General features: G+C 61.3%; 15 protein-coding genes. 5 read left to right on the forward strand and 10 right to left on the reverse strand.

The window, feature by feature from the left end:
- From VE23_RS15175 to VE23_RS15190, 4 genes are all read left to right on the forward strand, one after another.
- Positions 1-1,072: YhgE/Pip family protein (locus tag VE23_RS15175; RefSeq protein WP_198156180.1), on the forward strand; the 1,072-nt coding region annotated here is incomplete at its 5' end.
- 116 nt (positions 1,073-1,188) lie between these two features.
- Positions 1,189-2,964, forward strand: coding sequence for an ABC transporter ATP-binding protein (locus tag VE23_RS15180; RefSeq protein WP_049868435.1), 1,776 nt, complete (start codon positions 1,189-1,191; stop codon positions 2,962-2,964).
- A 185-nt stretch (positions 2,965-3,149) separates the two neighbouring features.
- Positions 3,150-4,466: an MFS transporter gene (locus tag VE23_RS15185; RefSeq protein WP_232313136.1), complete on the forward strand. Its 1,317-nt coding sequence runs from the start codon at positions 3,150-3,152 to the stop codon at positions 4,464-4,466.
- Positions 4,467-5,441: 975 nt separating this feature from the next.
- Entirely contained in the window at positions 5,442-6,215 is a 774-nt protein-coding gene (locus VE23_RS15190; RefSeq protein WP_048747617.1) for a carbon-nitrogen hydrolase family protein, read from the forward strand.
- Positions 6,216-6,482: 267 nt separating this feature from the next.
- On the opposite strand, the gene VE23_RS15195 is transcribed toward VE23_RS15190, so the two are convergent.
- Positions 6,483-7,577 carry a putative 2-aminoethylphosphonate ABC transporter substrate-binding protein gene (locus VE23_RS15195; protein WP_049868436.1) on the reverse strand — a complete coding sequence of 365 codons (1,095 nt, stop codon included), beginning with the start codon at positions 7,575-7,577 and terminating at the stop codon, positions 6,483-6,485.
- Positions 7,578-7,917: 340 nt separating this feature from the next.
- Between VE23_RS15195 and VE23_RS15200 the strand changes: the two genes are divergently transcribed.
- Entirely contained in the window at positions 7,918-8,985 is a 1,068-nt protein-coding gene (locus VE23_RS15200) for an LLM class flavin-dependent oxidoreductase (RefSeq protein WP_048747592.1), read from the forward strand.
- Between the two features lie 110 nt (positions 8,986-9,095).
- On the opposite strand, the gene VE23_RS15205 is transcribed toward VE23_RS15200, so the two are convergent.
- From VE23_RS15205 to VE23_RS15245, 9 genes are all read right to left on the reverse strand, one after another.
- On the reverse strand, positions 9,096-9,761 hold the full coding sequence (locus tag VE23_RS15205) for a hypothetical protein (protein ID WP_049868437.1): 666 nt from the start codon (positions 9,759-9,761) through the stop codon (positions 9,096-9,098).
- Between the two features lie 112 nt (positions 9,762-9,873).
- Positions 9,874-10,659: a DeoR/GlpR family DNA-binding transcription regulator gene (locus tag VE23_RS15210; RefSeq protein ID WP_049868438.1), complete on the reverse strand. Its 786-nt coding sequence runs from the start codon at positions 10,657-10,659 to the stop codon at positions 9,874-9,876.
- Between the two features lie 372 nt (positions 10,660-11,031).
- Positions 11,032-12,156, reverse strand: a complete 1,125-nt coding sequence (gene phnW, locus VE23_RS15215; protein WP_049868439.1) for a 2-aminoethylphosphonate--pyruvate transaminase — start codon at positions 12,154-12,156, stop codon at positions 11,032-11,034.
- Positions 12,153-12,971 (reverse strand): phosphonoacetaldehyde hydrolase, encoded by an 819-nt coding sequence (gene phnX / locus VE23_RS15220; RefSeq protein ID WP_049868440.1) that lies wholly within the window; start codon positions 12,969-12,971, stop codon positions 12,153-12,155. Before phnX ends, phnW begins: the two co-directional genes overlap by 4 nt.
- Before the next feature lie 128 nt (positions 12,972-13,099).
- On the reverse strand, positions 13,100-14,839 hold the full coding sequence (locus VE23_RS15225) for a putative 2-aminoethylphosphonate ABC transporter permease subunit (protein WP_049868441.1): 1,740 nt from the start codon (positions 14,837-14,839) through the stop codon (positions 13,100-13,102).
- On the reverse strand, positions 14,836-15,939 hold the full coding sequence (locus VE23_RS15230) for an ABC transporter ATP-binding protein (RefSeq protein ID WP_049868442.1): 1,104 nt from the start codon (positions 15,937-15,939) through the stop codon (positions 14,836-14,838). Before VE23_RS15230 ends, VE23_RS15225 begins: the two co-directional genes overlap by 4 nt.
- A 391-nt stretch (positions 15,940-16,330) precedes the next feature.
- On the reverse strand, positions 16,331-17,284 hold the full coding sequence (locus VE23_RS15235) for a DUF4871 domain-containing protein (protein ID WP_049868443.1): 954 nt from the start codon (positions 17,282-17,284) through the stop codon (positions 16,331-16,333).
- Complete coding sequence (locus VE23_RS15240; protein WP_069202477.1) at positions 17,281-17,838, reverse strand: RNA polymerase sigma factor; 558 nt, start codon at positions 17,836-17,838, stop codon at positions 17,281-17,283. Before VE23_RS15240 ends, VE23_RS15235 begins: the two co-directional genes overlap by 4 nt.
- Positions 17,839-18,149: 311 nt before the next feature.
- Positions 18,150-19,223 (reverse strand): oxidoreductase, encoded by a 1,074-nt coding sequence (locus VE23_RS15245; protein WP_049868444.1) that lies wholly within the window; start codon positions 19,221-19,223, stop codon positions 18,150-18,152.
- Positions 19,224-19,329: the final 106 nt, after the last annotated feature.

Consider the following 19,329-nt stretch of genomic DNA (forward strand, 5'->3'; position numbering starts at 1 on the left):
CGCCGCAGGCGAGGCGCTGGCGGCCGGGCGGCAGCCGGCAGCCGGGCTTGCCGAGCAGCTGCGGCAAGGGGCCGGGGAGGCCGGGCGCATCGCCGCCGACCTCCTCGGCCGCTACGACAGCGAGCTCGCGCCGCGTGTCGCTGCAGGGGTGAAGGCGGCGCAAAAGGCCGCCGCAGAAGCCAGCGACGCCCTGAAGCGGGCGCATGCCGAGCTGCCCGCCGTGACCGGACTGCTCCAGGATGCCGCCAAAGGCATCGCATTCGGCCAGAGCAAGCTCGATGCCTTCCAGAGTCGGCTGCCGGAGGCCGAAAAGCGGATTCGAGACCTCGCGGCCAAGCTCCGTGAGCTTCGCAAGAAAGGCAATCTCGGCGAAGCCATCGAGCTGCTCAAGAGCAATTACGTCCAAAAAGCCGAATTCCTGGCCCGCCCGATCGAGCTGAAGCAGCATTCGCTGTTCCCGATCGCGAATTACGGAACGGCGATGACGCCGTTTTTCACCGTGCTCTCGCTGTGGGTCGGCGCGCTGCTGCTCGTCTCCATGCTCAGCTTGGATGTCCACCGAGATGCGGCAGTCCAGCATGCCTATCTCGGCCGCTTCCTCACCTTCTGGGCGATCGGCCTGCTGCAGTCGCTGCTCGTCACGCTCGGAGACATCCTGCTGCTCGGCGTACGCCCCGCGTCGCCGGTCTTGTTCGTGCTGTCGGGGCTGCTCATCAGCACCGTGTTCATGCTTATCGTCTATACGCTCGTATCCGTTCTCGGCAATGTCGGCAAAGCTGCCGCCATCGTCCTGCTCGTGCTGCAGCTCGCCGGCTCCGGCGGCACGTTCCCGGTGCAGGTCACGGCGCCGATCTTCCGGGCATTTTATCCTTTTCTGCCTTTCACCTATGCCGTCGGCCTCATGCGCGAAACGGTCGGAGGCATTCTCCCGGAAGCCGCGCGCAGAGATTTGTCGATGCTGCTGCTCTTCGGCGTCATCGCGCTGCTCGCCGGCCTGATGCTGAAGAAGCCGCTAGGAAGAGTCGCCGAGAGCCTTGCGGCCAAAGCCCGCGCAAGCGGCATTATTCATTGACCAAGCGCAGCGGGCTTCAGGGAATGCCTGATCCGCAATATCGCCAGCCCCTGCTGTCCCTATGCCTATGTTTTATCCACCATTACGCAGATCCATCTGTGCCCGGAGGAATCAGCATGAGATCCCATGCCGCGCCCGAACCCGATAAAGCTCCGCTGTGGCCGATGTTCAAGCGCCTGTTCCTGCATGTCAAAGGACAATGGCCGCTGCTTTTGGCCGCTTGGCTGTCCATGGCCGCCGTCGCCGCCCTGCAATTCGTCATTCCGAAGCTCACCCAGTATGCGGTCGACCATGTCATTCCCGGCAAGCTCTACGGCCAGCTGCTGCCGATCGCAGGAGCCGTCTTGGGGACGGCGGTGCTGCTCGGCGTATTCGGCTATATCAGCAGCTACACGTTCAGCAAAGCCGGCCAGCAGACCGTCTTCGAGATCCGCAACCGCCTGTACCGCCATTTGCAGAGCCTCGATCTCGGCTTCTACGACCGCCGCCGCACGGGCGACCTGATGTCCCGCATGACGAGCGATGTCAACCAGCTGCAGCAAATGGTCAGCTCCGGAACGATGGGCATCCTGACCGACGCCGTCACATTCATCGCCATTGCCGGTTACATGCTGCTGGAGAATGCGCAGATGACCGTCGCGCTCCTGGCTTTGTTTCCCGTCATGTTCCTGACGGCCCGCCGCTACGGCGGACGGATGCGCCGCACCTTCCGCCGGGTCCAGGAAACCGTGGCGGAGATGAGCAGCCATCTGCAGGACACGCTCTCTTCCATCCGGCTCGTCAAGTCGTTCTCCGCCGAAGAACGCGAAAGCGCTGTATTCGCCCGCTTGAGCGCCGACAACCGGGACGCCAATCTCCGCTCCACCCGCTTCAGCGCGATTTTCAGTCCCATGATCGACCTGCTTCAATACGCCGGCATGGCTTTCGTGCTCGCCTTCGGCTCCTGGCAAGCGATGCGGGGCGATATGACCGCCGGCTCCGTCATCGCCTACCTCAGCTACTTGCGGCTGCTCCAAAACCCGGTCCGGCGCTTCAGCCGCCTTATGAGCACCGTGCAGCAGTCCGCGGCGGCCTATGACCGCATCATGGAGACGATGTCGGCCGTTCCCGACGTCAAGGACCGGCCCGATGCGGGCGAGCTTAGGCTCGCAGGCGGAGAAATCGCGTTCGAGCAGGTTTCGTTCCGCTACTCTTCCTCCTCCTCCGATGTGCTGCATGAATTCAACCTGACGCTGGCCCCGGGCAAAACGACCGCCCTAGTCGGCTCTTCGGGCGCGGGCAAAACGACGGCAGCCCATCTCGTCATGCGCTATTATGACGCAACCCGAGGGCGGATCACGATCGACGGAACCGACATCCGCGATGTGACCCAGGCTTCCCTGCGCCGTCAGATCGCGATCGTCTCGCAGGATGTCATGCTCCGCAACGGCTCCGTGCGGGCCAATCTGACCTACGGCAAGCCCGGGGCCGCCGAGGAGGAAATGATCAGCGCCGCGCAGGCGGCCTACGCGCATCCGTTCATCGAGGAGCTTCCGGACGGTTACGATACGGAAGTCGGAGAGAGAGGCGTCCGCCTCTCCGGCGGGCAGAAGCAGCGGCTTTCCATCGCCAGGGCGCTGCTTGCCGACCCCAAAGTCATCATCCTCGACGAAGCGACGGCATCTCTGGATACGGAATCCGAACAGCTCATCCAAGCAGCGTTGGAAACCCTTTTGTCCGGAAGAACAAGCCTCGTCATCGCTCACCGCCTCTCCACCGTCCGCAGAGCCGATCTCATCGTCGTCATGGAGCAAGGACGCATCGTTCAAAGCGGCACCCACGAGGAGCTCATGGAGCAGGGCGGCCGCTATCGCCATCTGTACGAGCTTCAGTTTCCGCAGCAGGCAGGATGATTTCATTCTTGCTGCAAGCCGATTGATCCGCTCCTCGGCAGAAAGGCTCCTTTCACTCCGCTGCAAGCAGGCGGATTCCGTCCTTTTTCTTTACCGGGTATGAAACTCCCGGCCGGGGCGAATCCTACCCAAGGACGCTTTTCCGGCGCTCGAGTACATTACGCGAGAGAAGGGTGACGGCAGGAGTGAAACCAGATAAACGCGGCGGTTCCGCCGCCGTATCGGGCGGAGGGATAAAGCGGCCGCGCGGAAAGTTCGTTGGCAGGGAGCCTCAGCCATCCCACAAAAAAGCCGATGACAGCCGCACAGCCGCCCTTCTCGCCCTCTCATCCGTTCCTTTGATCATGACGCTGGGCAATTCCATGCTTATTCCCGTGCTGCCCGCCATCGAAACGGCGCTCGGCATCACGCCTTTGCAGGCAAGCCTCATCATCACGGTCTACTCCGTGATGGCCATCATTCTGATTCCGATCGCCGGATATCTATCCGACCGCATCGGCCGCAAGAAGGTCATCATTCCCTCGCTGATCCTGGCCGGGGCGGGAGGCGCTGTATGCGGCTGGGCCGGCAGTCTCCAGCCAGGGGGTTACGGCATCATTTTGGCGGGAAGAGTGCTGCAGGGAATCGGCGCTGCCGGCGCCATGCCGATCGTCCTCCCTCTGGTCGGGGACATGTTCCGGAGCGAGCAGCAGGTCAGCGCGGGACTCGGGCTGATCGAAACCTCCAACACATTCGGCAAGGTGCTCAGCCCGATTCTCGGATCGGCTCTCGCCCTTCTTGCCTGGCAGGCGCCGTTCTGGTCCGTGCCTATTCTTTGCGCGCTCTCCATTATCCTTGTGCTGTTCCTGGTCAAGGTTCCGCCCAAGCAGGGCGAGGAAGCAGCAGCGCCTCCGCCTCCGGGCAAATTTTTGAGCGGCGTTTGGAACCTTTACCGAAGCAAGGCGGGATGGCTGACGGCTTTGTTCGTCGTAGGCTGCTTTTCGATGTTCATTTTATTTGGGCTGCTGTTCTACCTGTCGGAAACGCTGGAAAAAAGCCATCACATGAAGGGCATCCTGAAAGGCCTTGTGCTCGCGATTCCTTTGGCCGTTCTGTGCGCTGCTTCTTATGCTGCGGGAAAATGGATCGGCGAGCATAAAAAAGTGATGAAATGGACCGTCACCGGAGGGTTCCTCCTCTGCGCGGCCAGCATCGCCGCCTGCCTGTTCTGGGAGGCGACCTCCATCCGCATCGCCCTGCTGTCCGGCGCAGGCCTTGGCATCGGTGCCGGCTTGCCCTGCCTCGATGCCTTCATTACCGAAGGCATCGACAAGGAGGAGCGCGGGACCATCAGCTCGCTGTACAGCAGCATGAGATTTATCGGCGTGGCCGCAGGCCCGCCCGTCGCTTCGCTGCTCATGAAGCAGTCCGCGCCTTTGCTCCTGGGAGTAATGGCTTCCGTGGCTGCCGCCGCCTTCATACTCGCACTTGCCGGGATTCGCCCGCGCAATGACAAAGGCTGAGCCGCTCAAGCGGCTCAGCCTTTCGCCGATTACAGGCCATCCCGGATTTACGGTATGCATCTGCTTTCACTTCTTACAGACCTTCCGGGTACGGGTAGTGTCCCGCTTTTCGCCAATCAGGCCATTCGGCTATACGGACATAAATTCCGATCTCGAAGCTTACAGGCTTCCGGCTTTACGGGCATAAGCTCCGCTTTCACCGCTTACAGGCCATCCGGCTTTACGGGCATAAGTTCCGTTCTCGAAAGCTTACAGGCTCCCGGCTTTACGGGCATAAGCTTACAGGCTCCCGGCTTTACGGGCATAAGTTCCGCTTTCGCCGATTTCAGGCTATCCTTCTTTACGGGCATAAGTTCCGCTTTCGCCGATTTCAGGCCTCGCCGGTTCCTCCCACTGTCCGCCGATACAGGCCATTCCGGATTTATCGGACATACGTTCCGCTATTTGACCCATTTGAAGGCTAATTCAGATTTATCGGACATACGATCCGCTATTCCCCATTTTTTATCCGCATAGAGGTAGATTTTACAGAAATAACGGATCTGATGTCCGATAATCGCCCATGAAGGCTCATTCTCGCTCAAATAACGGATCCTATGTCCGATATCGGTTAATTGGCATTTCCCCGTTTGATTTAGAAGCACAACCGAGGCGCGCAGGCATCATTGGCATCATATTTGTGATCTCATAGGCGTTTTCTTGTCTCCAGTTCCGTTTTTCTAACTTCTCTTCTGTTTTCTGATACCATTCTTCTCTTCTGTTTTCTGATCCCATCTGTAAACGGTGAGTTCATGTTTCGTTTTCGGCTTCCGTATCTGTCTTCGATTTTGTGCTGCATTCGTTAACTTTCGGCTTCATTTTCCTTGCTTTCTCTACTTGACCCCGTTGGTTGTGTTCCGACATCCTTTTCCAGAAAAGCCTATGCAGGCTGCTTGGAGACATCTTACAATAGAAGAAAAAGGGGATGGATACCGAATGGAAAAGAATCTCGTCCGAATCGCACTCGCCCAAACCCGCTTTCCCAAGTCTCTAGTGGATGGAGAAGATCTCATAGCCCGAGGAATAAGCCAGGCTGCAGATCAGGGAAGCGCCATCGTCTGTTTTCCGGAGGCAGTCCTTCCGGGGCTGAGAGGGGTCGGCTTCGATGTTGAGCCCTATGATCACGAGGCCATGCAGGCTGTGCTGAAGCGCGTCTGCGAGCTGGCCGCCAGCCGCCGGATCGCGGTAGTTCTGCCTACGGAATGGAGGGGCGAGGGAGGCATGGAGCTGGCGGCATTTGTCATTTCCGCCGATGGCGAGCTTCTTGGACGCCAGACCAAAAATCAGCTCGATCCGGACGAAGAGCCATTCGGTTACAACCCCGGCGTTGGAAGAACGCTGTTCGAGATCGAAGGGCTCAAGTTCGGCATCGTCATCTGCCATGAGGGGTGGAGGTATCCCGAGACCGTCCGCTGGGCCGCGCGCCGAGGAGCGGATATCGTCTTTCATCCCCAGTTCACTCCCGCGGTGCCCAACCCTGAATTCTACATAGGCGCCATGGCTTGCCGCAGCGGGGAGAACCAAATTTACTTCGCGAGCGTCAATTTCGCCTTGAAAGGTCAGCAGGTCGTCACCAGCCTGATCTCCCCTGCCGGTGAAACGCTTGCCTCGGCATCGCCCGAAGTCGACGAGCTGATCGTCTATGATATCGACCCTGCCCAGGCTACTCGCCGTCTTGCGGGCAGGCTGCGGCCGGAGCTGCTTGGGTGAGCAGCGCGCCAAACAAATAAATGGGGATAGGCCGGCAGGCCATCCCCGTTTTCACTATCCAACTTTTTCGGCTCAGCTTTTTCGGCTCAGCTTTTCAACTCAGCTTTTTCGGCTCAGCTTTTCGGCTCAGCTTTTCAACTCAGCTTTTTCGGCTCAGCTTTTCGGCTCAGCTTTCCAGTTCAGCTTTCGGCTCAGCTTTTTCGGCTCAGCTTTTCGGCTCGCTTTCTTCTCAGCATTTCAGCTCTTCAGCTCTTCAGCGCTTCAGCTTCAGCTTTTCGGCTCGCTTTTGCCGTCGTAGCGCCTGGTCCATTCCATCAGAATCTCGTCGCGATCCTTGGCCGCTGCCTGCAGGTCATATTTGATAAGCTGATCGACCGGGTTTTTGGCATAACCGGCCGGAAGCTCGCCCGACTCGTCCTTCACGGCCGTAATGGGATAGTTTTTCTTGTACTCCTTCATCGCGTCGTCCGTGATGGCCCAATCCAGAAACTCCTTGGCGGCCGGGTTGATGTTCGGCTTCTTGATCAGGGCATTGGCTTCGACGTCCCAGCCGGAGCCCTCCGCAGGAAAGACGGCTTCAACCGGCGTTCCCTTGTCCTGCTCGGAGATGACCCGGTAGCCGAAGGAAATTCCGATTGGGTACTCGCCCGTTCCCGCCATCTTGGCCGGCTTGGAGCCGGAGTGCACGTACATGGCGATGTTCTCGTTGAGCTTGTCCATGTAAGCCCATGCTTTGTCGGCGCCCATCAGCTGGATCAGGCCGGAGACGGTCAGGAAGCCCGTGCCCGAGGAAGCAGGGTTCGGCATCGTGATCAGACCTTTGTATTCCGGCTTCAGCAGATCCTCGTACGATCTCGGAATCGCCAGCCCCTTCTTCTCCATCTCCGTCTTGTTGACGGCGAAGGCCGTTTCCCATGCATCGATGCCGACCCAATGGGCAGACTCCCTGTCATCCTTGAAGGTCGTCTGAATGCGCTCCATGCCCGTCGGCGAATAAGGCTCCAGCATGTCGTTCTGGTCGAGCACGAGCAGGCTGGTCGCCGCCGTTCCCCAGACGACATCCGCCTGCGGGTTGTCCTTCTCCGCCAGCAGGCGGGCCGTTATGATGCCGGTCGAATCCCGGATGATGTTGATCTTGATGTCGGGGTGCTGCTCGTCCCATGTTTGGAGATATTCCTTGATCTGATCGTCCTCAAGCGCCGTGTAGACGAGCAGCTCGGAGCCTGCCTTGCCCTGCTTGGCCTGCGTGCCGCCGGACGAGCCTTCCGATACCGTTCCTCCGCCGCCGGTTCCGTTGCCGCATGCTGCTACCCAGGTGAATGCGGCGAGCATCGCCGCTGTCAACAGCCATTGTTTCTTCATGGTCTTTTCTCCCCTTCGCTTCGGCTTCGCTCTCCCTTCCTACATTAGCGTTGGTTGTTCAATGGAACGTAAAGCGAATATGAATGATTTGTATTGTTTTGGCTCTTATGTGGATTCATCCGAAGTTTTTCTTCACAAAACCCGTGTTTTGGTTGCGTTCCAAGCTCTTCCCGGCCATTCATCCCCTCTTCCAAAATAAAGGGAAAAGAAAAAGGGCATCCTTATACCTATGCCTTCCGAGTCGGATATGCCCCTTAAAAGCTCTTTCATTTTGCTTACTAAAGTTGAGAAACAATAGATAATTTAGTACAATGAATAGACTTAAAGGAGGCCTATTCTTATGTCCGCTTCACCGAGAAAGATGGAACTTGGAATCAGCACGTTTTTGGAGGCTATGCCAGCCTCGACTGCAGGCCCGACGATCAGTCACGCCCAGCGTCTGCGCAACGCGGTCGAGGAGATCGTCGTCGCCGAGCAGGCCGGTCTGGACGTCTACGGCATCGGAGAGCATCACCGGCCTGATTATGCGGGCAGCGCTCCGGCCGTGGTGCTTGCCGCTGCGGCGCCCCTGACCAAGAAGATCCGCCTGACCAGCGCCGTCACGGTTTTGTCCTCGGACGATCCCGTCCGCGTCTACCAGCAGTTTTCCACTCTCGACGGCCTTTCGAACGGACGTGCCGAAATCATGGCGGGGCGGGGCTCGTTCATCGAGTCGTTCCCCTTGTTCGGCTACAGCCTGGATGATTACAACGAGCTGTTCGACGAGAAGCTGGAGCTGCTGCTGAACATCCGGCAGTCGGAAAAAGTAAGCTGGCCAGGCGGCCATCGCCCGGCCATCGACAACCAGGGCGTGTACCCGCGGGCGGTGCAGGAGCCGCTGCCGGTCTGGATCGCTACCGGGGGCAACCCGGAATCCGCCATTCGCGCAGGCGTGCTCGGCCTGCCCGTCGTTTTCGCGATCATCGGCGGCATGCCGGAAAGATTCGCCCCGCTGGTTGATCTCTATCGCCGCGCCGCCGCCCAGGCCGGCCATGATCTCTCGAAGCTGCGGGTCGCCACGCACTCGCACGGCTTCGTCGGCGATACGACGCAGGGAGCCGCCGATGCTTTCTTCCCTCATAACCAGGCGCAGATGAGCGCCATCGGCAAAGAACGCGGCTGGGCCGGCTACGACCGCGCCGCCTACGACCAGTCCCGCACTCTGAGGGGCGCGCTGTATGTCGGCGACCCCGAGTTCGTTGCGGAGAAGATCGTGCTGCTGCGCAAGAACCTCGGCCTCGACCGCTTCTTCCTGCATGTGGACGTCAGCACGATGCCGCATCGCGAAGTGCTGAAGGCCATCGAGCTGCTCGGGACGAAGGTCGCTCCGATCGTGCACAAGGAGCTGGAGCGCATCGAGGGAAGCTGATTCCCTTCGTCCAGCCGCATAAAAGAAGCCCCTCCGGACCAAGCCGGGCCGCGGCACCCTCAAAGGGTCGCGGCGCCAGCTTGTTCCGGCAAGGGGCTTTTTCGTTTTTGTCAGGTCGCGGCCAACATCTCCAGCGCTCTAGCAAGCGGTCGGAGAGGATCGCCGATCTGCCTGCCCGTCTCCAGCCCGGCCCTCTCGGCCGCTCCGGCCATCGACAGCTGGGCGACGGATACAGCCAGCCGGGGATCGGACTCCGCCTTCCGGATGAGATGAGCGGTTACCGCATCCTCATAGTCCTTTTTCCGTCCGGCCATGATCAGGCTGAACAGCTCCGGGACGACCTCCGCGCGGACATCCGGCGTCGTGCAGGAGGAAGCCTCCGCATAGGCTTGCAGCCTCGCCATCGTTCCTTCTACTGTGGCCGGGTTGCTGAACAGCAGCAGCTGCGGCTGCCTGATTCGGCAGACTTCCTCGAAAAAGGGTTCATCGATCTTGAGTACGGCCGGCAGTCCGGCTGGCAGACGGGAATCGTCAAGCAGCGCGATATAGTTGGTGCAGGTAATCAGGATGACATCCGCTCCCGCCGCAGCCATCCATTCCAGCTGCTCCAGCACCCTGTCGCCGGCCCCGTCTCTGGCGAAGCCGGGATCCCTTCCGATGCGGGCGAGCAGGCCGGGATCGACGTAATGCTCCAGGACGAATCCCCGAGGCGCGATCCCTTGGATATACCCGATATTGGATTCATGCGCATGCAGGCAAGCCAATTTTAGAGCCAATGCAATCTCTCCGTCCGCTTTTTTCCCTATTTTACCAGCAGCTTCCTCCCTTGTCCGGCGCTGGCCCCGAAAAGATTAAAAAGCCCGGCTGTTCCCAGCCAGGCTATCTCTCCTAATCCGCCACGATCCAGTGCACGTCCTTCTCCTCCAGAGACGGCGCCCATTCCATGGGAGGGGCGATATCGCTGACGACGATATCGATCTCCTCCAATCCGCAAGTGCGGCAGTAGTAGATGCTGCCGACCTTGGCATGATCCGCCAGCACGATGCTCTGCTTCGCCTGCTTGAGGAACACTCGCCCCAGCATCGCCCGGTCGTCCTCGAAGCAGGTGACGCCGCCGTCGAGCTGCAAGCCGTCGGCTACGATGAAGGCTTTGTCCACGTGGAAGTTGGCCATGAAATGCATCGCCAGCGTGCCGCTCGTGCGGTAATGCCGGCTGTTGACGCGGCCGCCGACAAAGACGATCTCCCCGTCGAAGACGCCGCGGTTCTTGTAGCTCAGCAGCAGATTCAGCGCATGGATGGACGTCACCAGCACGGTCAGCTGTTTTTTCAGCACCAGCATGTCGATCATCTGAACGGTTGTCGTGCCGTCATCCAGAATGATGACGTCCTTGTCCTGGATTAGCGCCGCCGCGGCATGCCCGATCCGCCGCTTCTCCTCCGCCTGCAGCACCTCGCGCTTGACGTACGCCGGCTCTTCCCGCTCGACGTTCACCTTCACGGCTCCGCCGTACACCCGCTTGAGCCGGTTCTCCTGCTCCAGCTCCTCCAGATAGCGGCGTACGGTCTCGCTCGACACTTCGAGCTTGGCCACCAGCTCCGGCGTGCGCACCTTGCCCTGCAGCTGCAGCAGGTTCACGATCATCTGTTTCCGTTCCTCACCCGCCAGCGAAATGGCTGCTCCCCCCTCTAAGTCCAGCCTGCGGGCGAAAATCTCCCTGTCCAGGCTCGTTTCTCTTAACCGTACCTCGGAGCGACGGATTTGTGAAGCCCGAATGAGAATATGCTCGGACAGCCATTCTCCCCTGCTCTTGCCTGGTACATTTCAACTGATTTATCCGGCCCTATCCAGCTTATTTTCTCTTTCTTGCCCTGTGTCTTGCTCTGCCTTTCTCTTTCTTACTCTATTTTTCTCCGCCTTGCTCTTTCTTGCTCTATTTTTTCTCTGTCTTGCTCGGTCTTGCTCTGTCTATATCTTTCTGCTCTTTTTGCCCTTGCTCTGTCTGGCCCTTTCTCGCTCCCGCCGCCCTATCCCCCGGATCAGCCTCTAGGCGCCGGAAGCCGGCTCTGTCCGCTCAACCATATAGGCTGCGGCGGCGCAGGTCAGCTCCTTCAGATCCTCCGCCTGCACATCGCCGATGCTGCCGATCCGGAACGTATCGGCGGCGGAAATTTTGCCGGGGTAGATGACGTACCCCCTTTGCTTGAGATAGCCGTAGAACTCCCGGAATTCAAAGCCCTCGGGGCAAAGAAACGCGGTAATGATCGGAGACTGCAGCTCCGCGGGCAGCAGCGGCGCGAAGCCTGCAGCTTCCATGCCTTCGGTGAGCGCCCGCTGCGTACGGACATAACGCTGATGGCGCGCCTCGATGCCGCCCTCCTCATCCAATTCCCGCAGCGCCTGGTCAAAAGCCCGCACGACGTGGGTCGGAGAGGTGAAGCGCCATTTGCCGCCGCCCTTCTCCATCGTCGCCCACTGGTCATGCAGATCGAGCGACAGCGAGCGGGCATGGCCGCCGCAGCGCTCCAGCACGGCGCGGCGGGCGATGACAAAGCCGAAGCCCGGCACGCCCTGGATGCATTTGTTGCTGCTGCTGATCAGCCAGTCGATGCCGAGCTCGGCGGCATCGAGCGGAATGCCGCCGAAGCTGCTCATGGCATCGACGATGAATTCCCGTCCATGCCGCATGACAACGGCAGCCAGCTCGCCCAGCGGATTCAGGATGCCGGTCGTCGTCTCGCAGTGGACGATGGCGACATGCGTCACGCCGGGATCGGCAGCAAGCGCTTCGTCCAGCCGCTCCGGCGAAACCGGGCTGACTTCGCCGAAGCCGAGCCGGGCCGTGTCGATGCCGAGCGTCTCCGCGATCTGCGCCAGCCGCTCGCCGTAGGCGCCGTTGGCCGCCACGAGCAGGCGTCCGCCATCGCGCGGCATCGCCGTGCCGACGGCAGCCTCCACGCTGAAGGTGCCGCTGCCCTGCATCAGGACGGCGGTGTAGGCTTCCGGCGCCGAAGGAGCGGCGAGCAGCGTCAGCCGCTCGCGGATGGACTGGACGAGGCCGTTGTACTCGTCGTCCCAGGTGCACCAGTCGCGCAGCATCGCTTCCTTCACCGTTGCGGTCGTGGAGAGCGGACCCGGCGTCAGCAGCAGATACGGCCTTTCCGCGTTCATGGACGCTCCCCCTTCGCCAGCCGCTCGTTGACCGTCTCGATGAAGCGGTCCAGATCGCCGATCTCGCGGATGACGGCATGCGCTCCGGCAGCCTCCAGACTCGCCGCGATGTCGCGGAAGCGGCGCTCCCGCTCGTCCTCGGACAGCGCGGCGGCCTCAGGTTGCGACAGGCCGAGCTCGTTGCCGCCGAAGACGACTCCGACCGTCCAGACGCCGGCGTTGCGGCCTTCCCTCATATCCGCAGGCGTGTCGCCGCATTTGACATAGGCGGACAGCGGATAAATGCCGAGCACCTCGGCGTTGCGGAAAATCATCCACGGATGCGGCCGTCCCCCGCGGGGCATCTCGTCGGGCGTCACGACGGCATCCGGCGCATAACCCTTCTCCGCCGCGGCAGGCTCGATGATCGCCATCATCTCGCGGGTATAGCCGGTCGTCGTCCCGATCCGGATGCCTGCGGCGCGCAGCCGGTCCTGCAGGGCAAGAGCGCCCGGCACAGGATCGGCGAACCGGTCCAGCGTGCTCATCAGCATCGGCTCGAATTCCCGGTACATCTCCTGCACGTCCTGCTCGCCAGGATCGGCGCCATAACGCGCCCTCCATGCCCGCTTCACCTCGTCATCCGCGCAGATGTCGCGCAGATGATCCAGCTTCATGCGGCCCATCGGCTTGCGCACCGCCTCGTCGGATACCTCTACGCCCCGCTCCGCGAACAGGCGGATGAACGCCTCCACCGGCGCCCGGCTTCCGTAGTCCACCATCGTCCCTGCCCAATCCAGAATGACCGCTTGCACGCGAAGCTGTTCTTTTGTCATTTCAATTCCTCCCGAATGTATAAAATGAAATCATTTTCGCCTTGCAGCGGATTCAATCAACCTCGCCGAGCGCAGCCCTGATGAGCATCGGAGGACGGCCGCGACGGCCCGACGGCCGCCTGTGCCGATCAATGCCCGCGCCAGGCAACCGTACGGCGGCGCAGCCGGCAGCTGAGCGCTTCGTAACCCAGCCGTACGGCCACATTCATGCCGAGGATCAGGACGGACATGGCCGCTGCCATGTCGGTGTCGCCGGCGTCATCCATGCTGACGACGGCGATGGAAGCCAGCTTGAGCTGCGGCCCGTACAGGAAGATGACCGCCGATACGGTAACCATCGCCTGGACGAAGAAGTACACGGCCATTTCCAGAATGGCGGGCAGCGAGAGCGGCACCGTAATTCTCAGGAACGTCCGGAGCCAGCCTGCATTCATGGACAAGGATGCCGTCTCGAATTCCTTGTCCGTCATTTTCAGGGAAGCCGAGGCCGTCATGAACGGAACGGAGAAGAAATGCATGACTCCCGAGAGCACGAGAATCGCCATCGTCCCGTACAGCGCATGCAGCGGATTGCCGGGATGGTTGAAGAAGAAAATGTACGCCAGGCCGATGACCATGCCGGGCAAGGCGAGCGGCAGCACGGACAGGAAGTAGGCGGCCTGCCTGAGGCCTCTCCACAGGGAGATCCGTTCGATGAGGTATGCGGCCATGAAGGCTGCGGCCGTACCGATGACGGCGGTCAGCAGGCTCATCCGCACGCTGTTCCAGAAAGGAGCCATGCCGCCGGCGGCAGCGTCGGCGAAGTTGAAATGGCTCAGCGTCAGCGTCAGGTTGTACGGCCACACCTTGATGAGAGAAGCCAGCACGACGGCCGCGAGCAGCGCCGCGATCGCCAGCGCGGCAAGGCATGCATAGATGTAAGCCGCCGCGTCGCGCAGCCTGCCGGGACCGATCCGATAGGCCGTCGAGCGGGAAGTGACGTAGGCCTGCTGCTTGCGAGAGACGACGCGGTCGACGATGAACGCCAGCACCGCCGGGACGCAGAGCACGAGGCTGACGACGGCTCCTAGAGCCATGTTCTGCTGGCCGACGACCTGCTTGAAAATATCGGTGGCCAGCACGTTGTAGGAGCCGCCGACGACCTTCGGCGCGCCGAAATCGGTGAAGCTGAGGGAGAAGCAGACGGTGACGGCTCCCGCAAGCGCGTACTTCACCGAAGGCAGAGTGACGGTCAGCAGCTGGCGCGCCCGCCCGGCGCCCATCGTCTCGGCCGCCTCGTACAGGCGGTAATCGCTGACCGAGAGCGCCGCGGAGAGAATCAGGAACGCTTGCGGGAACGTGTAGACGACCTCGGAGATGATGATGCCGACAGGTCCGTACAGCGGGATGCGCAGCTCGAAGGGCAGCAGGCCGAACAAGCCGGTCGTGACAAAGCCCTGATTGCCGAACAGGTAGGTCAGCCCGATGCCGTGCATCATCGTCGGAGCGAACAGCGGCAGCAGCGCGATGGCCTTGAACAATGCCTTGCCGCGGATCGCGGATCGCGCGAGCGCATAGGCCAGCAGGAACGCCAGCGGCACGGCGATCACGGTCGTCATGACCGAGATGGAGACGGTGTGCCGGAGCGATTCCAGCAGCGCCGGCGATTCCAGGTAGGCCCGGAAATACCGCAGTCCCGCATAGCTTCCGTCCGGACTCAGGAACGCCTGCCGGAACATGAACAGCAGCGGCAGCACAAGACCGGCGGCGAGCAGCGCGAGCAGCAGAATAAGCGAGCTTCCTTGGGCAAGGACGGTGCCGCGGATCGGCGGCTTGCCGGATGCCGCGGCCGGCTGAAGCGGCGAGGAGCCGGAAGGAGGCGCCGTCATCGGCATGCCTCCGACGGGTAGCTCAGCAGCCGGGTTTCCGGCAGCGCCAAATCCAGCAGGGCGCCGCGCTCGAGCCGCAGTCCCGCCGCCTCATGGGCGGGCAGATCGGCATGGATCAGCGCCGGCTCCGCTCCTCCGGACGGATGCGGCAGCAGCACGCTGATCCGCCAGCTGGAGCCGCGGAATTGAGCCTGCTCCACGCGGCCCGCGAGCAGCAGGCATCCTGCTGTCCGGCGCCCGCCCGGCTGCCGCTCGGCTGCTCCTGCCGCCAGCTCCCGCCTGGCGGCGTCGAAAATGTCGTCCGCCCGGGCGATGCGCACATGCTCCGGACGGATGGCCAGCCGGCTGTCCGGACTCGCTGCGCCCACCCATTCCGGAAGGAAATTGACCGCGCCGATGAAGGCGGCCACGAAGGGATCCGCCGGCCGATCGTAGATGTCCGTCGGCGTGCCGGCCTGCATTACCTTGCCGCCGTTCATGACGACGATCTCGTCCGCCATCGTGAGCGCTTCTTCCTGGTCATGGGTGACCATGACGGTCGTGATGCCGAGCTTCTCCTGCAGCTGGCAGAGCTCCTCGCGCAGCATGGCGCGGACTTTGGCGTCCAGAGCGGAGAGCGGCTCGTCGAGCAGCAGCACCTCCGGCTGCAGCGCCAGCGCGCGGGCCAGCGCCACACGCTGCTGCTGGCCGCCGGAGAGCTGGGCCGGATAACGGTCCCGAACCCCTTCCAGACGGACGAGCTTCAGCAGCTCGTCCACTCTTGCACCTATTTCCCGCCTTGGCATATTCCCCTTGAGCCCGTATGCGATATTCCCTGCAGCCGTCATATGCGGAAACAGCGCATAGGACTGGAAGACGAAGCCGAAGCGCCGCTTGGAGGCGGGCACTCCCGTCAGGCTGCGTCCGCCCAGCGCCACCTCGCCCCGGTCTGGCTGCTCAAGCCCCGCCAGGATGCGCAGCAGCGTCGTCTTGCCGCAGCCGCTCGGCCCCAGCAGGCAAGTGAGCTTCCCCTCGGGAGCGTGCACGTCCACTCCGCCGAGCGCCTCGAAGGCGCCGAATGATTTGCCTACTCCGCGTGCCGTCAATCCTTCCCTTGCCATGGTCATCCTCCATCCTGCTCGTTCTTGCTTTCATGATAGGAGCGAAATGTAAATGGGATGTCAAAAACAAGTTAAGATTGTGTGTTTTGTTGTTTTATCTTTTAATTTATGTTGTTTTTGCTTGTTTTTCAAGCTCAATCAGATGACCGGAATCCTGCAAACGATGAATTAGTCTCTCCGTTTGTTCCTTCTCCGAACTGAAAGGGAATGTCCCGCTCCAGCTCCCCCTGGAATTTCCCTGCCGCCGATAGACCGCCCAATTCGTCCCTCCATCGCCATGCAACAAAAAAGAACCGCCCCATGGCGGTCCTTCTTCTCGCTTGCTTCCCATCCCTCGTTCACATCAAATCCGCAATTCCTCTCCTCGCCCGCTTGCTTCCCATCCGCGCTCTCATTCCTTGCCCGGCCGTTTCACATCGACGACGATCGTATCCAGCAGCCTGCCGCCCACGTAAGGAAGCAGCCGCCAGCGTCCCGGCTCGGGCAGCGACATCGTGGTCACGGCGGTCCGGTTCGCTCCGTTCAAGGAGCCGGATAGAAACGGCCTCGCCGAATAAACCTCGACCGGCTGTACCTTTCCTTCCTTGAGCGCCTTCACCTCGAAGCCTCCCTTGAACTCCTCCTCATTCCCCCAGAAATGCCACATGTACTTTTGAGGCATGCCCGCCGTGAAGCCGGCGTCGATGAAGGCCGCCTTCCCTTCCACGCCGCGCATGAAATAGGTGCCGGAGCGGAACTCGGGACTGGCCTCCCAATCCGGCTCGCGCAAGGCGATCGTCACATGGCCGTAAGAAACGCCGTCCAGAAGCACGTCGAGCCTCCACAGTCCTCCCAGGGGGAGGGTGAACTGCATTCCATGCCTCTGCAAACCCTCATACCCGCTGTCGGGATTTCGGATCGTTTCGGACAGAACCGTCTCCTGCAGCCCCGAAGCTCCGTGCACCGCCAGCACCTCCAGGCTTTTTCCCGCAAAAGTATGGAACGGGGCTGTAAAGGAAAAGAGATATCCTTGCGTGATGCCGGCTTTGGCTTCAGGCTCCGGATAAACGGAGAATAAGGGCTTGCCTTCTTCCGGATAAGCGTGCTGCTCCTCCCAGCCGGCCGGAGCCTGGCGGCCGGCTCCGTCGCCCAGAGGCAGCAGCCCTATTCCAGCCATGCAGGCGGCAGCCAGAATGAGGGCGGACAACACCAGCCCCCTCCGCCGAGCTCGGCTTCGGACAAGCCCGTTGCCGGTCCGCTCCTGCAGCTTCCGGTTCACGGCCTGCCTCATCTCCCCGGTGAACCGGGCCGAACCGAACGGAGATGCCTTCATCTTCTCTGCCCATGCCTCTTCCCGCTCCTTCATGGTCCCACGGCTCCTTTCTCTCCGTCGAGCATTTGGGCCAGCTTCTTTCGAGCCCGGTGCGCCCTCGACTTGACGGTGCCCTCCGGCACTCCCAACAAATCGGCTGTTTCTCTCCGAGACAAGCCGTAATGATAATCCAGAATGAGCAGCTCCCTGTATTTGCGCGGAAGGCTCATGACCGCCTCCCACAGCGAGCGGCTCTCCATCCGGTCGAAAAAAACCGTGTCGGCGCCGGGAGCGCTGCCGGATGCCTTGAACATATCCGTCAGCGTCACCTTGCGGACGAAGGCGCTCTGCAAGTAGTGCAGAGCTTTATTGCGGGTAATTTTGAGCAGCCAGCCCTTGACGGAGCCGTCCCCGCGATACGCATGCAGCGAGGTGTAGGCCGACAGGAATACCTCCTGGGACAGATCGTCCGCAGCATCGGCCCGGCGCGTCAGAAAATAGGCGAACCTCCATACGTCGTCTCCGAAATGATTCATCAGATCCTGCAGCACTCTGCCGCGATCAAACCCAGGAGCCAGATGCTTGATATAGTCCAGTTCTTCCGACATGGCCGCCCCCCTTATGCATATAGGACCGCTTGGAAGGACGATCGGTTCCATTTTCATGAAAATGGCATCACAAAGAAATCTGCCGCGCTTCGCGCGCGGCATGCCCCGGGAACCGCTCCGAGCGCTTCCTGTCCGCCTGCCCAGGCGGAGATTTCCTCTGTTTGTGCCGCAGGTTCGGCGATACTGGAACAGCAAAAAGACCGTTTTCCGCCGATAGCCGGAGAAACGGTCGCGTGCCGGGATGCCTTCGGTGTTTTAGCCTTTCCAAAATTCCGTTCCCGAACAGCCGGCTCCTGCCTTCATGCAAGAGCCTAGTCTATTTGGGCGGCTTCGCCGGGTACAGAAGACAGATCGATGACCCTTCGCTCCCTGGCGCTGCGATGCGCCGCCTCGATCAACCGGATGACCTCCAGCGCTTCCTCCGCGCGGACCGGAGGCTTGCCTCCGCCGGAGATCGCCTCCGCGATTCCCCGGTAGTACTCCTGATAGCTGCCGGGCAGCGTATCGATCTTGGTGCGCATGGTGAGGTCGCCGACGGCCGTCGTCAGCTCGCCGTAGCATTCCTCCTTATCCGCGCCCCAGTCGGCGTCGCCCGGCCGCAGGCCGGCCTTCAGCTGATCCTCCTGCGGATCGAGCCCGTATTTGATATAGCTGCCGAGATCGCCATGGACCATGAACCGCGGCCCCGCCTGCCGGACCAGCGTGCCGGCCCGCAGAATCGCCCGCGACTGGGGATAGGCGAGCACCAGGTGGAAGTAGTCCACCGTCTCCGCTTCCTCCCGGTCGAGCCGCAGATCGGCCCAGATCGAATCCGGGCTGCCTAGAACCTGCACAGCCTGGTCGATGAGATGCGCTCCGAGGTCATACAGAATGCCGGAGCCGGGCAGCGGCTGATCCCGCCACCTCGTCTCGACCTCCACCTCCGGCGAATAGCGGTCGTAATGCGCCTCGTAGACGGAAATCCGCCCGATCGTGCCGGAATCCAGCACCTGGCGCACGGTGAGGAAGTCGTTGTCCCAGCGGCGGTTGTGGAAAACGCTGAGCAGGACGCCCTTGTCCCGCGCCAGCTGTATCAGCTCCTCCGCCTCCCGCACCGTATTGGTGAACGGCTTCTCCACCACGACATGCTTGCCCGCGAGAATGGCGCTCTTGGCATGCTCGTAGTGCAGCGTATTCGGGCTGGCCACGACGACCATCTCCACTCCGCTGCCGAGCAGCGCTTCCACGTCTTCGTACACGTCGACATTCTCGTAATCCTCCCGGACTTTGTCCGTCTGGGAGGTGACGACTCCGGTCAGCTGCAAGCCTTCCTCGGCTGCGATGAGGGGGGCGTGAAATACCGAGCCTGACAGGCCGTATCCGATCAATCCCGTTCGTATGCCCATGATGATTGCCTCCGTTTCGGTAGGATTAGGGTACTTATCCTTACCCGTAGGCCGCCTCCCGGAACCAGGACCAAGCCTCTGCCCGGACGGATCGGCCGCTCGGCTC

Origin of the sequence: Paenibacillus sp. D9, assembly GCF_001188365.1 — a bacterium.
GTDB classification, from domain to species: Bacteria; Bacillota; Bacilli; order Paenibacillales; family Paenibacillaceae; genus Paenibacillus_O; species Paenibacillus_O humicus.

Coding starts and splice junctions, on each gene's coding strand:
- VE23_RS15195 (WP_049868436.1), bottom strand. CDS start 7,577: ATGAAGAAACAATGGCTGTTGACAGCGGCGATGCTCGCCGCATTCACC.
- VE23_RS15225 (WP_049868441.1), bottom strand. CDS start 14,839: ATGACGGCGCCTCCTTCCGGCTCCTCGCCGCTTCAGCCGGCCGCGGCA.
- VE23_RS15235 (WP_049868443.1), bottom strand. CDS start 17,284: ATGAAGGAGCGGGAAGAGGCATGGGCAGAGAAGATGAAGGCATCTCCG.
- VE23_RS15200 (WP_048747592.1), top strand. CDS start 7,918: ATGTCCGCTTCACCGAGAAAGATGGAACTTGGAATCAGCACGTTTTTG.
- VE23_RS15230 (WP_049868442.1), bottom strand. CDS start 15,939: ATGGCAAGGGAAGGATTGACGGCACGCGGAGTAGGCAAATCATTCGGC.
- VE23_RS15245 (WP_049868444.1), bottom strand. CDS start 19,223: ATGGGCATACGAACGGGATTGATCGGATACGGCCTGTCAGGCTCGGTA.
- phnW (WP_049868439.1), bottom strand. CDS start 12,156: ATGAACGCGGAAAGGCCGTATCTGCTGCTGACGCCGGGTCCGCTCTCC.
- phnX (WP_049868440.1), bottom strand. CDS start 12,971: ATGACAAAAGAACAGCTTCGCGTGCAAGCGGTCATTCTGGATTGGGCA.
- VE23_RS15240 (WP_069202477.1), bottom strand. CDS start 17,838: ATGTCGGAAGAACTGGACTATATCAAGCATCTGGCTCCTGGGTTTGAT.
- VE23_RS15180 (WP_049868435.1), top strand. CDS start 1,189: ATGAGATCCCATGCCGCGCCCGAACCCGATAAAGCTCCGCTGTGGCCG.
- VE23_RS15190 (WP_048747617.1), top strand. CDS start 5,442: ATGGAAAAGAATCTCGTCCGAATCGCACTCGCCCAAACCCGCTTTCCC.